Source organism: Acinetobacter sp. UBA6571 (assembly GCF_002434085.1).
Lineage (GTDB): Bacteria > Pseudomonadota > Gammaproteobacteria > Pseudomonadales > Moraxellaceae > Acinetobacter > Acinetobacter radioresistens.
The window spans coordinates 103,205-118,466 of the sequence record NZ_DJJJ01000035.1 but is presented as its reverse complement, the minus strand read 5'-3'; the positions used below and the strand labels follow the sequence as shown (position 1 = coordinate 118,466).

The 15,262-nt window shown below is 44.0% G+C and carries 13 protein-coding genes and 2 tRNA genes; 5 read left to right on the top strand and 10 right to left on the bottom strand.

Annotated elements, in window-relative coordinates:
• Positions 1 to 35 precede the first annotated feature (35 nt).
• The 8 genes from B3X18_RS06860 to B3X18_RS06825 form a co-directional block, all read right to left on the bottom strand.
• Positions 36 to 842 carry a putative RNA methyltransferase gene (locus B3X18_RS06860; RefSeq protein WP_034688127.1) on the bottom strand — a complete coding sequence of 269 codons (807 nt, stop codon included), beginning with the start codon at positions 840 to 842 and terminating at the stop codon, positions 36 to 38.
• Positions 843 to 908: 66 nt separating this feature from the next.
• Complete coding sequence (gene mraY / locus B3X18_RS06855) at positions 909 to 2,027, bottom strand: phospho-N-acetylmuramoyl-pentapeptide-transferase (protein WP_005018035.1); 1,119 nt, start codon at positions 2,025 to 2,027, stop codon at positions 909 to 911.
• Positions 2,027 to 3,433: a UDP-N-acetylmuramoyl-tripeptide--D-alanyl-D-alanine ligase gene (locus tag B3X18_RS06850; RefSeq protein WP_034688129.1), complete on the bottom strand. Its 1,407-nt coding sequence runs from the start codon at positions 3,431 to 3,433 to the stop codon at positions 2,027 to 2,029. Before B3X18_RS06850 ends, mraY begins: the two co-directional genes overlap by 1 nt.
• A gap of 8 nt (positions 3,434 to 3,441) precedes the next feature.
• Positions 3,442 to 4,941 (bottom strand): UDP-N-acetylmuramoyl-L-alanyl-D-glutamate--2,6-diaminopimelate ligase, encoded by a 1,500-nt coding sequence (locus B3X18_RS06845; RefSeq protein WP_005018031.1) that lies wholly within the window; start codon positions 4,939 to 4,941, stop codon positions 3,442 to 3,444.
• Between the two features lie 12 nt (positions 4,942 to 4,953).
• Positions 4,954 to 6,777 carry a penicillin-binding protein PBP3 gene (ftsI, locus tag B3X18_RS06840; protein WP_005018029.1) on the bottom strand — a complete coding sequence of 608 codons (1,824 nt, stop codon included), beginning with the start codon at positions 6,775 to 6,777 and terminating at the stop codon, positions 4,954 to 4,956.
• A 10-nt stretch (positions 6,778 to 6,787) separates the two neighbouring features.
• Positions 6,788 to 7,135: a cell division protein FtsL gene (ftsL, locus tag B3X18_RS06835; RefSeq protein WP_005018026.1), complete on the bottom strand. Its 348-nt coding sequence runs from the start codon at positions 7,133 to 7,135 to the stop codon at positions 6,788 to 6,790.
• A gap of 11 nt (positions 7,136 to 7,146) precedes the next feature.
• A complete protein-coding gene (gene rsmH, locus B3X18_RS06830) occupies positions 7,147 to 8,058 on the bottom strand; it encodes a 16S rRNA (cytosine(1402)-N(4))-methyltransferase RsmH (RefSeq protein WP_005018024.1) in 912 nt (303 codons plus the stop codon).
• A gap of 201 nt (positions 8,059 to 8,259) precedes the next feature.
• Positions 8,260 to 9,276: a sulfate ABC transporter substrate-binding protein gene (locus B3X18_RS06825; RefSeq protein WP_005018022.1), complete on the bottom strand. Its 1,017-nt coding sequence runs from the start codon at positions 9,274 to 9,276 to the stop codon at positions 8,260 to 8,262.
• A gap of 497 nt (positions 9,277 to 9,773) precedes the next feature.
• On the opposite strand from B3X18_RS06825, the gene B3X18_RS06820 reads away from it, so the two are divergent.
• From B3X18_RS06820 to B3X18_RS06800, 5 genes are all read left to right on the top strand, one after another.
• The gene (locus tag B3X18_RS06820) at positions 9,774 to 10,073 is read left to right on the top strand and encodes a hypothetical protein (protein ID WP_373865823.1); all 300 of its coding nucleotides are present in this window, start codon (positions 9,774 to 9,776) and stop codon (positions 10,071 to 10,073) included.
• Between the two features lie 113 nt (positions 10,074 to 10,186).
• Positions 10,187 to 11,698 (top strand): glutamate--tRNA ligase, encoded by a 1,512-nt coding sequence (gene gltX, locus B3X18_RS06815; RefSeq protein ID WP_005018016.1) that lies wholly within the window; start codon positions 10,187 to 10,189, stop codon positions 11,696 to 11,698.
• A 56-nt stretch (positions 11,699 to 11,754) separates the two neighbouring features.
• Positions 11,755 to 11,830: transfer RNA gene (locus B3X18_RS06810), tRNA-Ala, on the top strand.
• Positions 11,831 to 11,863: 33 nt separating this feature from the next.
• A tRNA-Glu gene (locus tag B3X18_RS06805) sits at positions 11,864 to 11,939 on the top strand.
• Between the two features lie 106 nt (positions 11,940 to 12,045).
• Entirely contained in the window at positions 12,046 to 12,384 is a 339-nt protein-coding gene (locus B3X18_RS06800; protein ID WP_005018014.1) for a hypothetical protein, read from the top strand.
• Positions 12,385 to 12,397: 13 nt separating this feature from the next.
• Here B3X18_RS06800 and B3X18_RS06795 read toward each other — a convergent pair whose 3' ends face one another.
• The gene (locus B3X18_RS06795) at positions 12,398 to 13,324 is read right to left on the bottom strand and encodes a cation diffusion facilitator family transporter (protein ID WP_005018011.1); all 927 of its coding nucleotides are present in this window, start codon (positions 13,322 to 13,324) and stop codon (positions 12,398 to 12,400) included.
• Between the two features lie 232 nt (positions 13,325 to 13,556).
• The gene (gene ettA / locus B3X18_RS06790; RefSeq protein WP_005018007.1) at positions 13,557 to 15,218 is read right to left on the bottom strand and encodes an energy-dependent translational throttle protein EttA; all 1,662 of its coding nucleotides are present in this window, start codon (positions 15,216 to 15,218) and stop codon (positions 13,557 to 13,559) included.
• Positions 15,219 to 15,262: the final 44 nt, after the last annotated feature.

Below are 15,262 nucleotides of genomic sequence, written 5' to 3'. Positions count from 1 at the left end.
AAGCCACCATAAAGGTGGCTTCTTTATTCTTAAAGTCAGTCTTTTTTCTTGAACAGATAAACCTGAAAACTGCCTTGAGTCTCAAAATTTTCCAGTGCTTCTAATCTTTGGCGGCGCTCTGGTTTTGCCTTATAAGCATAAGGGGTCATGGCAACCAGATTTTTGAGTTGCGCTTGGTTGAGCAGTAGCCGGGTTTCAATCAGTGGCTGTTCAACCAGCTCAAAATGTTCTGCCAGCTGCTCAACAAACTTGGCCGGTTCATGAGCATTTACTTCTTCAAATAATACTTCACGCATACTGTAGAGATGCTCAGGCCCTGGCGTAACTACCATAAGATAAGCCCCTGGCTTTAAGACCCTCAAGATCTCCTGCTGGGGAATGGGACTAAATAAACTGGTACATAAATCTATTGAATGGTCAATTACAGGTAAAACTGCACCTGTACCAACCACCCAAGTTACCTGCCGATTGGTCTTTGCAGCAACCTGTACCGCATTTTTAGCGATATCAACTCCTACACATTGCAAGACTTCAGACTGCATGGCCTGTGTGTAGTATCCTTCACCACAACCAATGTCCAGCAGGTTTTCAATACGAAGACTGGAAATTATCTTGACCACTGCCTGCTGTAACGGTGCATAAAAACCATCAGCCAAGAATGCTCGTCTTGCCTGAACCGACTCAGGCGTATCACCCGGATTTTTACTGTGTTTATGTTGTACCACATGCAGATTGACATACCCGTGTTTGGCTACATCATAACTGTGGTGATTTACGCAGCGCCATGTCCTGTCTATCAATTTGAGTTGTTCCCGACATACAGGACACATGAGCAGGTTCATTATTTTCTCCAGAATAAAAAAAGCCGGCAGTTATTAGCAAATGCCGACTTTTATAAAAAGATTTGCTTAACGTAATTTTAAGGTCATTAGTCCCAAAACCACTAGCATAATTGTAATAATCCAGAAGCGGATTACTACTTGGGTTTCTTTCCAGCCCTGCTTTTCATAATGATGATGCAATGGTGCCATCAGAAAAACTCGTTTGTTACGCATACGTAGCGAGCCAATTTGCAGGAAGACGGAAATTGCTTCCATGACAAATACACCGCCCATAATTGCAAAAACAATCTCCTGACGAACCATGACCGCAATTGTACCGAGCATTGCTCCCAGTGCCAGAGCACCCACATCTCCCATAAACACCTGAGCAGGATGAGCGTTGTACCAGAGGAAAGCCAGACCGGCACCAATCATGGCCGAACAGATAACTACCAGTTCAGAAGAATATTTTACATAAGGAATATGCAGATAATCAGCAAAGCGTACATCACCTGCCAGATAGGCAAATACACCTAGTCCTGCAGCAACCAGTACAATAGGCATAATTGCCAAACCATCCAGACCATCAGTCAGATTAACCGCATTTGAAGCACCATTAATAACCAGATAGGTAAAGACAATAAAGGCGATACCGAATGGGATAACGGATAATGGAATCGTCAGATTTTTAAAAAATGGAATAAGCAGATCCAGCATGTTAGCTGTCTGTACGGCACTAGGTTGCTGGGTTGCAATATAATACAGTGCAATACCGGCACCTAAAGAGGCAATAGATGTCCAGAAGAATTTCTTGCGCGCAGGTAGTCCGGCATTATCTTTATAACGGATTTTGATCCAGTCATCTGCCCAGCCTACTGCACCAAAAATTACCATCACGCCCAGTACAATCCAGACATAAGGATTAGATAAATCTGCCCAGAGTAGTGTTGAAATACCAATCGATAATAGAATCAACACCCCACCCATAGTAGGTGTACCCATTTTTTTCGCATGATTTTCAGGAGCAAAAGAGCTGACTGCTTGACCATATTTAAGTGCCTGTAACTTGCGAATCATGACTGGTCCCAGAATGAGACCAATACTGAGGGCCGTCAGGACACTCAATAGAGAGCGAAATGTTAAATAACGAACCACCTGAAACGAACTATGATAGCCCGCAAGCTGTTCAAACAACCATAACAGCATTAAATTTTCTCCATCAAATCAGCCATCAACGTCTCCATATGGGTATAACGAGAACCTTTAAACAGGAAACTCATAGACTGTGGTTGATGTGTTTCGACCAGACTCATTAGAAAAGGAAGTGCTTGGGCCTGAGTCAGAAAGGCCTGCATTTTTTTCCCGTACTGGGTGCTACGGGCACCTTCAAGTGCAGCGGGTGCAAACTCGCCAACTGCTATTAAAAAATTGATATCCTGGCTCACCAGATCACGCCCCAGACGGTAATGCTCAACAGCTGCAGCGTCACCCAGCTCGCCAATATCGCCAGTGACCATTACTTTGATACCGGATTGCTGTGCCAGAACTTCTCCGGCCGCCCGCATCGATGTAGGATTGGCATTATAAGTATCATCAATAAACAAATGCTGTTTATGGCTAATAAAATTTAATCGCCCTTTCGCCCCTTGCGCCAGCTCGAGACCGATAACTATATCGTCCAGAGAAATACCAATCGCAAGCGCGAAAGCTGTAGCTGCAGTTGCATTCTGTACATTATGTAAACCCGCAAAAGGTAAATTAACTTCACGCACACCCTGTGGTGTATGTAGCATGAATTGGGCAGACTGAGCCAACAGCGTCATTTCTGTTGCATATATATCGCCGCCTTCACCAAAACTCAGGACTTGCGTTGTCTGAACAGCATGACGGATAGCGTCAGTAAAATCATCAGCCGCCGGAATAACTGAGGTTCCATCTTTTGCTATATGAGCATAGATTTCCGTTTTAGCCCGACAAATGCCTTCACGGCCTCCAAATTCACCTAAATGTGCAGTACCAACATTAATGATACCTGCCACCTGTGGCTGGACCAGCTGTGAAGTATAATCAATTTCACCCTGATGACTGGCGCCCAGTTCCATTACTGCATATTGATGTTCAGCTGTAAGCTCGAGCAACATCATAGGCACGCCCAAGTCGTTGTTCAGATTGCCTCGTGTGACCAAGGTAGGTGCAAGACGGGACAGAATACTGCCCAGCATTTCTTTAGTAGTCGTTTTACCACTACTCCCCGTCAGCGCAATTACTTTAAGCTGTGGATTCTGCTGACGACGATAGGCTCCAAGCCTTCCTAGTGCCTGCCGTGTATCTGTAACAACCAGCTGCATCATGTCAAGGTCAAGAGGACGCTCAACAATTGCAACCTGGCAGCCCTTATTTAAAACTTGAGCCACAAAATTATGTGCATCGAAACGCTCACCTTTTAAGGCAAGAAAAGCATCTCCAGCTTCTGCCTGCCGTGAATCCGTCAGAATCCGCTTGATTGGCTGCTCAGGGCAACGTTCCTGATACCAGTAGCCTTGTGTTGCTTCCATTAATTGTTGGGCTGTCCAAGGCTCCAAAGACCCGGTACTTGTTGTAGAGGTATGCATAAGTTTTCCTAGTCAGCAGAATAGGCTTGAGATAAATTGCAGTGTTGGACTTCAAGTGCGGACTGCACTTCGACCACGTCATCAAACCAGTGACGAACGCCATCAATTTCCTGATAGTTTTCATGACCCTTTCCGGCAATGACTACAATATCGCCAGCTTGTGCCTGTTGCACTGCATATTTGATTGCTTCACGCCGGTCGCGAATTTCCTGCACATGATGGTTACCAAAATCAACCCCATTCTTCATATCAGCAAAAATCTGTTCAGGACTTTCTGTTCGCGGGTTATCTGAGGTGAGAATCACCGGGTCAGCATCATTAAGAGCTGCCTGAGTCATCAACGGACGTTTGCCACGGTCGCGATCACCACCACAACCGAATATGGCCCAAAGCTGATTCTGGACATGGCGTTTCAAGGTAACCAGAACCTGTGTTAAAGCATCAGGTGTATGAGCATAATCCACTACAAATAAACGCTCTACATCACGGATCACCTGCATGCGGCCTGGAGCTCCCTTGAGCTGAGGTACAGTTGCTAAAATATCACTCAGTTTAAAACCGGCCTGCTCTACTGCAATCAGACTAGCCACCAGGTTTTCAATATTAAATTGACCTAAAAGCGGGCTCTGTACCACATATTCACCTGTTGGGGCGATCAGCTTAAACTTCGCTCCTTCCAGACTGTAGTGAATATCAGATACGCGATAATCTGCTTCTGGATGTTGTAATGAGTAGGTCAAAATCTTTGGTCGGGCCGGATTGGCTTGTGCTGTTTCCAGCATCACTGGTGCATAATCATCATCCAGATTGATTACGGCACTACGCAGCGTAGCAAATTTGAACAGCAAAGCCTTGGCATCTGCATAAGCTGCCAAGGTTCCATGATAATCCAGATGGTCTCGACTCAGGTTACTATAAATAGCAATTTCAATCTCGCAGCCATCCAGACGGCCCTGCTCCAGGCCATGTGAGCTGGCTTCGAGAGCAACAAAATTCGCACCCTGAGAGGAAAAATCATGCAGGGCATTTTGTAGCTGTAACGCATCTAGTGTGGTATGTGTTGAAGCGACCAGATGCGGTAAAATACCATTACCAGTTGTTCCCATTACAGCACAGGGCTGCTTCTGGAAGCTGATCAGTTCTGCTATCAGCCGGGAAATAGTGGTTTTACCATTAGTCCCTGTGACAGCTAGAATTCGGGCAGAATTTACCGGCTGGGTAGCCTGTAAATACTGTTTTTGCCACCCACCCATCCATTGTCTGACCTGGGGACAAACCCATGCTGTGGTCACCCCGAGATCAGATTCGGAAATAATACCAAGAGCACCTTGGCTTAATGCATTTTCCGCAAAAATACGAGTTTTATTAGAATGACTTAAGCTATCTAAAGCAATAAAGATCTGTCCTGCCTGTACTTTACGGCTATCCAGACAAAAACCGCTAAATGGCTGATTCGCCCACTCTACGTTGGCGTTACCTGGATATATTTCATTAAATGTAATTGTCATGCATCACCTGATTTACGGTTCCTGTGGAACATCGAGCGGCTTATCTAATGGCACATTCATCAAACGGAGTGATTCCTGCATTACCCTGGCAAATACTGGCGCAGCCACCAGACCGCCATAATATTTTCCTTTCGGATTTTCTACGACCACAAAAATAGCCAGTCGTGGATCACTTACTGGTGCTACACCAGAAAACAGAGCGCGGTACTCATTACTCGAATAACCCTTACGGTCAGCTCGCAGTTTATGGGCCGTACCTGTTTTACCTGCAACACGGTAACCGGGAATATTAGCCTGACGTGCAGTTCCTCCAGGTAATGTTACCTGTTCCATCATCAGGAGTACCTGATCAGCGATTTTAGGTTCAAGAAGCTGCTCACCTTTAGGCGGTTCATCCAGCTTATAAAGGCTAAGAGGCATTTTTACACCATGATTTGCCAGCATGGCATAGGCCTGTACCATTTGTAGTACAGTGGCATTAATACCGTAACCATAAGACATAGTGGCTACTTCTGAAACATTCCATTTACTTGGTGGTAAAATCAGGCCTGTACTCTCACCCGGGAACTTCACAGCTGAACGTTGTCCGAAACCAATTCGCTTAAAAAATGTCGGAAGAGTTGAATAGGGCAAAGATAAAGCCATCTTCGCCACACCAACGTTTGATGACTTGATAATTACACCAGTTACACTAAGCTGGCCATAACTATGCGTATCACGAATAGTATGGTTACCGACCCGCATTGAGCCTGAGCCTAAATTAATAATGGTATTTGGTGTATATTTACCACTTTCTAGCGCCGCAGCCACACTTAATGGCTTCATGGTAGAACCCGGTTCAAACATATCGATTGCACCGCGGTTTCGCATGGCATCTTTATTGGCCAGTCCATTTTTATCATTCGGGTTATAAGAGGGCCAACTGGTCATGGCCAGAATCTCACCGGTTTTAACATCTACTGCAATAGCGCTGGCCGAGCGGGCATTGTTGGCGATGCCTGCAGCTGTAAGTTCACGATAAAGAATATATTGCAAACGTGAGTCAATACTCAGTGTAATATTTTCACCCGGTTCAACTTCTTTAATAACCTCGGTTACCTTCAACCGGTTACCGCGTTTATCACGGATAACTTTCTGCTCACCATCGACACCAGCCAGCCGTTTGTTAAGCTGCATTTCCAGGCCTTCAATACCGGTCCCTTCACTATTGGTCAAACCAATAATCTGAGCATTTGGCTGTGGCTGCGGATAATAGCGTTTATAGTTTTTCTCGGCATATACCCCCTGAAAATCTCGCTTGACGATCAGGTCTGCCTGCTGTGGTGGTACTTCTTTTTTCAGAACCAGATAACGTGATCTTGGCCGCTCCTTTAATTTTCTTTTTAATTCGGCCCGATCGATACCGACTGCATCGGCCAACTCATCCAGATTAAGATTTTTATCAGGTAACTGACGCTTGAGTTTGCGGTTATTCGGATCTTTTTTTAACTCGGCTGTAATCTCGTCGTAGAGCTTTTTATTATCAAAATAATCACGCGGGTCAATTACAATTTTCATAATTGGCGTGCTGATCGCCAGAGGTACACCATGACGATCGCTGATGACTCCACGCATGGCTTTTAAAGACTCAGTTCTTAAAATATTGGCATTGGCCTTGTTTTGCAGAAAGTCCTTATTAATAATTTGTACGTAAAATGCACGCGCAATCAATATGACAAAACACAGTAACACCACGCCCCACATTAAATAGAAGCGCCACATATCAAAGGCAAGAGTAGGTTTTTCCGAAATCGACTGCTGTTTTCTTCGTGTTTGCTTAATTCGCTTGTCTACCATACAGCATGCCTTATTTTTTTTGCTCAGAAGTCATAGGTAAGGAAATCACCACAGTTTGTGAAGCCGGCGGAGAATACATACGCAACTGGGTTACTGCCCGGGTTCCAATCTGGGCAGTGGCACCAAAAGTCTGTTGTTCAATCAGCAGGCGTCCCCATTCTGCGTTCAGGTCATCCCTTTCACGCATATAGGAACTCAGATCTCGGTAATCATGACGATATTGAAAAACCTGAAAAACCACCATGACCGCACTCATAAAAACCAGCAGTACCAGAACTGTGTAAACCACAATTTTCTTGAGAGCCGGTTTCTGCAAGAGAGGTTGTTCAGCTTTTTCTTCAACAACTTTTTTTTTCATTGTGCGCCTTACTATGCTAAGCGTTCTGCTACTCTTAACCAAGCACTACGTGAGCGTGGGTTTTCTTTAACTTCGGCATCACTGGCTTTAATACGTGAAATTTTCTTCAAACGGCGAGTGTCCTGCTGTATTTGCGGCATTCCCCAGCCTGAATCTTCGGCCAAACTTGATTCTTTTTGTATAAACTGTTTGATCAGACGGTCTTCCAGTGAATGGAAACTGATTACCGCCAAGCGTCCATGTGGTTTAAGAATATCGACTGCCTGTGGTAGAAACAGCTCAATATCCTCTAATTCTTTATTGATGGCAATACGAATAGCCTGAAAGGTACGCGTAGCAGGATGCTTGTGTTTTTCCCATTTTGGATGGGCAGCTTTCACGAGTTCAGCCAGCTGGCCAGTGGTTGCAATGTAACCTGCCTGTTTAATTGCGCGGGCTAGGCGGCGACTGTAACGCTCTTCCCCATACTGATAAATAATATTGGCTAATGCCTCTTCTTCAATATTGACCAGCCACTCTGCTGCGGTTTGGCCTTGGGAATTATCCATACGCATATCTAAGGGTCCGTCTTGCATAAAGCTAAAACCGCGTTCAGCCTGGTCAAGTTGTGGCGATGAAACCCCTAAATCTGCCATGATCCCATCGACTTCAGTTATACCAATTTTTTCAAGCTCCTGTTTAAGATCAGCAAAACTGGCATGAATAATTTTAAAGCGAGCGTCCTGCTGCTCGAGCTCGGCAGCAACAGCCAAAGCCTGAGGATCTTTATCGAAGGCATAAACCTGAGCATCTGTATTGAGCTGAGCCAGTAATTCACGGCTATGGCCACCTCGGCCGAAGGTTGCGTCTACATAAATTCCTGTATTGCGCTCTGCCAGTACGGCAGCAACAGTTTCATGGAGTAATACAGAAATATGCGACATAAGATCGGTTCAGACAGCTAAAAATTTAACTGCACATTATTACCCTGTTTTTATAAAGCTCCAAATGGCTTTTTGTAGGGAAATATTATTTTCTATAGAGAAAACCGTTTTGCCGATCTTTTTTAAAGCATCATTAAAAGACCCTGACAGAATTATTCTGCTACAGGGCTTTTCCAGAGGAATTACTTGAACGACGAATGGTTAGCGACGATCATTATAAATCTGGTCAAATGTTGCCCCATTTACAAAATGGGTTTGCTGTGCCTTGCTCCATCCCCCGAATACTTCATCAATGGTGAAAGTTTTCAGCTTGGGAAATTGAGCAGCATATTTCGCCATAACTTTCTGGTTACGTGGCCGATAATAGTATTTTGCTGCCATTTCCTGGCCCAAAGGAGAATACAGATAATTAATATAGCCGGTAGCCAGCCATTTATTACCATTTTTTTCAACTGTCTTGTCAACAATTGCAACCGATGGTTCCGTTAAAATTGAAATTGATGGATAAACAATATCATATTTATCACGGCCTAAAGTTTTAAGCGTGACTAGAGCTTCATTTTCCCAGGTTAGCAGTACATCACCCATGCCACGTTCGGCAAATGTCGTCATAGAGGCACGTGCAGCAGAGTCCATCACCTTGACATTCTTATACATGCTTTTAACAAACTCTCGTGCCTTAGCATCATTACCGCCCGGCTGTTTCAGCGCATAGCCCCAGGCTGACAGATAGATCCAGCGTGGCAAGCCGCCTGTTTTAGGGTTAGGTGTAATAATCTGCACACCCGGTCTGGTTAGATCTTTCCAGTCCTGAATTTTTTTCGGATTACCTTTACGTACCATAAAAACAATGGTTGAAGTATAGGGTGCAGAATTATAAGGAAATTCTTTTTGCCAGCCTGCTTTAATCTGGCCAGATTTTACGATCTCATTAATGTCATTTGCCAAGGCTAAAGTCACTACATCACCTTTTAAACCATCAACTACTGAGCGTGCCTGTTTACCTGAACCGCCATGTGACTGTTTAAATTCAACTGTTTGTCCAGTACGGCTTTTCCAGTAAGCACCATATGACTTATTGAACTCATCATAAAATTCACGTGTCGCATCATATGAGACATTCAAAAATTGACGGTCAGCAGCTTGTGTAACTGAACCACATAGTATTAAGGTGGCTAACATGCCACCTTTTAAACCCCATTGGAAATGCTTTCTCATTTACTTCTCTAGGTCACTTGATAAACAATTTGCAATATACTGAAAATTTTTATAAAACAACAACTCATTATACAGTTGAGTATTGCATTCCCTTCAATTGATTAAGTTCTACAGTCCTTGATTTTTCTATAACGTTGTTTTAGGCACAGTTATCAGGTTTTCTCTAACTGAAACTATCATCTTTTATTGAGCTTCTAGTACAGTCAAAAAATCCAAGTATCTTGAGCACTCTTAAGTTTCCTATTTTCTCTTCACCTTCTCTACACATTTATCTGTTAAAACTACACTTCCAATACAGCTTAGGGTTTATTGTAATTTTTTAACTAGAGTTAGTTTAAAATTTTGTAATGAATTGTGAGTCTATACTATAACTGTTAAGACAAAGCTGTTTTAATTCATGCGATTTTCGGCAAACTTTATAAAAATTAGCCGATTTATAGGGGAACTCTTCTTACATGAACATGAATTTATTTAAGATTTTTTACTTAAGTTTGAGTATGCTTACACTCAGTCAGATGGGGCATAGCGCAGTTATTGTACAAGGCAACAGTCTTAAAAATCAGGATTTATCTAAAATACCTGGTTCTACCCATGCTCCTGCTAAAACAGGCTCTCTTATTGAAAAAGCTTTAAACCAGCGCCAATCTGAGAAAACTACGCCTTCAGTTGACAGATCCGAGCTGGATTTAAAAATGTTGACTTCTATGCGTGCTGCTCCTACCCAGAATTTTCTGGCGGCACAGAACCAGCGCTTCAGCCGTCTGGTACAGATTATTTTTCCACAGCAAACCTCTTAATTTTATAATTTTCATAGTCTTTTCTAGCCTGACCTGCCTGCGGTGAATTAACCCTTAAGCTGTCAGGCTTTTTCGTTATAATAGTCTTAATCTGTTATTGAAAATTAAGAGTTATGAACGTCCGCACCCGTATTGCTCCTTCTCCAACTGGCTTTCCCCATGTTGGTACTGCTTATATCGCCCTGTTCAATATGTGCTTTGCCAAGCAGCATGGAGGCGAATTTATATTGCGTATTGAAGATACCGATCAGCTGCGTTCAACCCCTGAATCAGAAAAAATGATTCTGGACTCATTAAAATGGTTGGGACTGAACTGGTCAGAAGGACCAGATATCGGTGGCCCACATGCACCATATCGCCAGTCCGAGCGTATGCATATCTATAAACAGTATGCATTAGAACTGGTTGAAAAAGGTCATGCTTTTTATTGCTTTGCAACTCCAGAAGAACTCGACCAGATGCGTGCCGAACAGCAGGCCCGTGGTGAAAGTCCACGCTATGACGGCCGGGGTCTGCAGCTCTCTCATGAAGAAGTTGAATGCCGTCTGGCAGCTGGTGAACCTCATGTTATTCGTATGAAAGTGCCTGCTGAAGGCGTATGTAAATTTAATGACATGCTGCGTGGTGAAGTTGAGATTCCCTGGGCTCAGGTAGACATGCAGATTCTGCTAAAAACTGACGGATTGCCTACTTATCATCTGGCCAACGTGGTTGATGACCATCTTATGCAAATTACGCATGTCATCCGTGGCGAAGAATGGATACCATCAGCACCAAAACACCAGTTGCTGTACTCCTACTTTGGCTGGGATATGCCGACAATCTGTCATATGCCACTACTACGTAATCCGGATAAGTCCAAATTATCTAAACGGAAGAACCCAACATCAATCAATTATTACCGTGATATTGGTGTATTGCCAGAGGCCCTACTAAACTATCTGGGTCGTATGGGTTGGTCTATGCCAGATGAAAGTGAAAAGTTTACGCTGGCAGAAATGATCGAACACTTTGACATTAAACGTGTATCACTAGGCGGCCCGATTTTTGATGTTGAAAAGCTTAACTGGTTAAATGGTCAGTGGATTAAGGCATTGTCTCCTGCAGAATTGTTAAATACCCTGCTCAACTGGAAGGCAGACCGTAATAAACTTGAAGAGATTGCTGCAGCCATCCAGCCGCGAATCAACCTGCTTTCTGAGGCAGTAAACTGGGCGGGCTTTTACTTCAATCAGTTCCCGAATATTTCCAAAGAACAGTTTGAAAGTAAAAAACTGACTGAGGAGCAGGTTCGTCAAAGCCTGCAATTTGCCATCTGGCGGCTGGAAAGTCTATTTACCTGGAATAATGATACGGTCAGCCAGACTCTAATGGATCTGTCTAACCAAATGGGCATCAAGCTACGTGATTTCATGCCTGCTTTTTTTATTGCGATTGCCGGTTCAACCTCATCCACGCCTGTCATGCAATCTATGGTGACTTTAGGTCCCGACTTGACCTTTGCCCGTTTGCGTCGTGCACTAGAAATTGTAGGTGGTCCGAGCAAAAAAGAGTTAAAAGCCTGGGAAAAACTTAATGAAAGTCTGAAATTGCCGAAAAATGAAGCAGATGATCAAGGCGAGTAAATATTTGTGTTGACGTATGAGCGCAATGCCCCTAATATTGCGCTCACACAAACGCTGGGGTCATAGCTCAGTTGGTAGAGCGCTACAATGGCATTGTAGAGGTCAGCGGTTCGATCCCGCTTGACTCCACCAGAAGCTGTTCTACTTTGTGTAACTGCCTCATAAGTCCCTATCGTCTAGAGGCCTAGGACATCGCCCTTTCACGGCGGTAACCGGGGTTCGAATCCCCGTAGGGACGCCAAATTCTAAAAGCCACTGACCTATTCAGTGGCTTTTTTTATGCTTACACTTTCGGCTTACCTACACTATTCGGTAAAATAGACCGCAAAAGAGTTTAGGAGTTTTTCATGCAATATCGCTGCCCACAATGCCAGAGTCCCAAGATCATACCAGTCAGTCAAGGAACCAATACCACCCGTCCTGTGGTTCCCAAAAGTCTGGTGTTCCTGATTCCGGCTATTTTTATTCTATTACTACTGGTGGTAATCAGTATCGGCATGTGGATCTTTGGTGATGGTGCCGGCAGTACATTGCAAATGGCGACTATAGCTGTATTTATTATCTGCCTTATAGCCGGATTCCTGTTCTGGCGCGATTTGCCAGACTTTAAACTGTCCATGCAGGCATTTATGCAATCCCAGAAACAATGGAAGTGTCGTGAATGTGGCCATGAGTGGCAGATCTAAACCCTAAAATAACTTAGTGACTGTGTTCATGATCATTCTGATGGTCATGAGCAAGTGTCTGACATGGGTCCTCCTCAATCTGTAACGTCACCTCGGTAATACCATGCTCATGGGTCAACATTTCGAGAGCATTTTGATAAAGTTGGTTCCGGTTTGCATGTGGTGCATACAAATGCACAGTTAGATGCACATTTTTAGAAGTAATAGCCCAGACTTTAAGCTGATGAATGCTCTCGACACCATCGAGTTCCAAGAGGTCATTACGCAGCTTTTCAATATCGATCTCTTCAGGTACACCTTCAAGTAGAATATTGATACTCTGTTTCAGTAATATCCAAGTCCGTGGTAATACCCAGAAACCAATTAGCACTGCGATTAGGGTATCTACCCACATCCAGCCAGTAAAATAAATAATTAAGGCGCCAACAATAACACCAACTGAACCCAAGGCATCACTCAGAACCTCAAGATAAGCCCCTTTCACATTCAGGCTGTCTTTCGAACTCGAAAACAGAATGCGCATGGAGATCAGATTGATCACTAGACCAATAATTGCCACGGAGAGCATGCCAAGGCTCTGAATCTCGGGGGGCTGGCTAAGACGCTGGTAGGCTTCATATAAAATATAGATAGCCACCACAAACAACATACAGGCGTTGAAAAGTGCTGCCAGAATTTCAAAGCGTTGATAGCCAAAGGTACGCTTATCATCAGCGGGACGTTTAGCAATTTTAATGGCAACCAATGCAATAGCTAACGCTGCGGCATCGGTAAACATATGCGCAGCATCTGATAACAGAGCCAAACTTTGGGTTATAAAGCCGGCAACTATTTCAATAATTAAAAAGATCGTGGTTAGTGCCAAAGCAAAACCAAGCTTTTTGGCATTACCTTCAGTGACGACTGCATGACTGTGATCGTGCCCATGATGCGCGCCCATTGACAGTCTCCTTGATTCTTAGTGAATTACTTTACAGCTCTTATCCTCTAAGGTAACAGTATGCTACTGGGATATCCAGTTCACTTCTGACAGTAGAACAATGTTTAATTTACCAATTTGAGAATTCAGTTAACCAATTGTTACTATGGATTTTTCTATTGGTATGGTCTGAGATGCCAAAATCCTAAAAACAAAAAAACCAGCCCTCAGGCTGGTTTTTCAGTTGTGGCTATTATCCACTGATTTTTTTATATTTGGCGCGTTTGGTTACAGCTGCATCGCCTAGGCGTGACTGACGATATGCTTCATATTCAGCATAGTTACCCGTGTAAAATTCAGGCTGCTCATTTTCAAACGACAAAATATGCGTTGCAATACGGTCCAGGAACCAGCGGTCATGCGATACCACCATAACTGTACCCGGAAAGACCAAAATTGCATCTTCAAGTGCACGCAAAGTTTCAATATCAAGATCGTTTGAAGGTTCATCAAGCAGTATTACATTAGCACCCTGCTGTAAGATTTTTGCCAGCTGCAAGCGGTTTCGCTCACCACCAGAAAGTTCACCTACACGTTTCTGCTGGTCTTGGCCTTTAAAGTTAAAACGGCCAATATAAGCGCGAGACGCAATTTCGTAATCACCTACTTTCAAGATGTCCAGACCGCCAGAAACCTCTTCCCATACGGTTTTGTTGTTATCCAAGGTGTCACGAATCTGGCCAACATAGGCCACTTTAACTGAATCACCCAGAGTAACTGTTCCGGTATCTGGCTGCTGTTCCCCAGTCATCATACGGAATAGTGTGGTTTTACCCGCACCGTTTGGACCGACAATACCAACAATTGCTGTTGGTGGTACAGAGAAGGTCAGGTTTTCATAAAGCAGACGTCCATCAAAGGATTTACTGATGCCTTCAACTTCTACTACCTTATTACCTAAACGTGGACCAGGTGGAATATAAATTTCAGAAGTTTCATTGCGCTGCTGGAATTCTTTAGAGTTTAACTCTTCAAAACGCTCCATACGAGCCTTGTTCTTTTTCTGCTGGCCTTTGGCATTTGAACGAACCCATTCCAGTTCTTTTTTCAAGGCTTTAGCAAAAGACTCTTCCTGTTTCTGTTCCTGTTCTAGACGGGCATTTTTCTGTTCCAGCCAAGACGTGTAATTGCCCTGGTAAGGAATACCATGTCCGCGGTCAAGCTCCAGAATCCACTCAGCAACGTTATCAAGGAAATAACGGTCGTGCGTAATAGCAACAATGGTACCAGGAAAGTCTTTTAGGAAACGTTCTAACCAAGACACAGATTCTGCATCCAGGTGGTTAGTCGGTTCGTCAAGAAGGAGCATGTCCGGTTTAGATAGAAGCAGACGGCAAAGTGCAACACGGCGGCGTTCACCCCCTGAAAGCAGAGTCACGTCAGCATCCCAAGCCGGCAAGTTTAATGCAGCAGCAGCCTGTTCCATCTGGTTATTCAGATTATGTGCATCCCAAGTCTGGATGATGGCTTCAAGTTTCTCTTGTTCTTTTGCAAGTGCGTCAAAGTCAGCATCTTCTGCTGCATATTCTGCAAACACTTCATCCAGACGGGCTAATGCATCTAACGGTTCACGCAGACCATCTTCAACATTTCCACGTACATCTTTGTTCGGATCTAGGGGTGGTTCCTGTTCCAGATAGCCGATTTTAATACCTGGTTGCGCACGTGCTTCCCCAGAGAAATCTTTATCTACGCCCGCCATGATACGGAGCAGAGTTGATTTACCTGCACCGTTAAGACCGAGCACACCAATTTTTGCACCCGGAAAAAATGACAAAGAGATGTCTTTCAGGATTTCACGCTTAGGCGGAACCATCTTCGACACACGGTTCATCGTGTAAATATATTGGGCCACGCAGGACTCCTCAATTGAAAATCAGAATATCGCAAACTGCGAAA

Coding starts and splice junctions, on each gene's coding strand:
- B3X18_RS06860 (WP_034688127.1), bottom strand. CDS start 842: ATGAACCTGCTCATGTGTCCTGTATGTCGGGAACAACTCAAATTGATA.
- mraY (WP_005018035.1), bottom strand. CDS start 2,027: ATGCTGTTATGGTTGTTTGAACAGCTTGCGGGCTATCATAGTTCGTTT.
- B3X18_RS06850 (WP_034688129.1), bottom strand. CDS start 3,433: ATGCATACCTCTACAACAAGTACCGGGTCTTTGGAGCCTTGGACAGCC.
- B3X18_RS06845 (WP_005018031.1), bottom strand. CDS start 4,941: ATGACAATTACATTTAATGAAATATATCCAGGTAACGCCAACGTAGAG.
- ftsI (WP_005018029.1), bottom strand. CDS start 6,777: ATGGTAGACAAGCGAATTAAGCAAACACGAAGAAAACAGCAGTCGATT.
- ftsL (WP_005018026.1), bottom strand. CDS start 7,135: ATGAAAAAAAAAGTTGTTGAAGAAAAAGCTGAACAACCTCTCTTGCAG.
- rsmH (WP_005018024.1), bottom strand. CDS start 8,058: ATGTCGCATATTTCTGTATTACTCCATGAAACTGTTGCTGCCGTACTG.
- B3X18_RS06825 (WP_005018022.1), bottom strand. CDS start 9,276: ATGAGAAAGCATTTCCAATGGGGTTTAAAAGGTGGCATGTTAGCCACC.
- B3X18_RS06820 (WP_373865823.1), top strand. CDS start 9,774: ATGCTTACACTCAGTCAGATGGGGCATAGCGCAGTTATTGTACAAGGC.
- gltX (WP_005018016.1), top strand. CDS start 10,187: ATGAACGTCCGCACCCGTATTGCTCCTTCTCCAACTGGCTTTCCCCAT.
- B3X18_RS06800 (WP_005018014.1), top strand. CDS start 12,046: ATGCAATATCGCTGCCCACAATGCCAGAGTCCCAAGATCATACCAGTC.
- B3X18_RS06795 (WP_005018011.1), bottom strand. CDS start 13,324: ATGGGCGCGCATCATGGGCACGATCACAGTCATGCAGTCGTCACTGAA.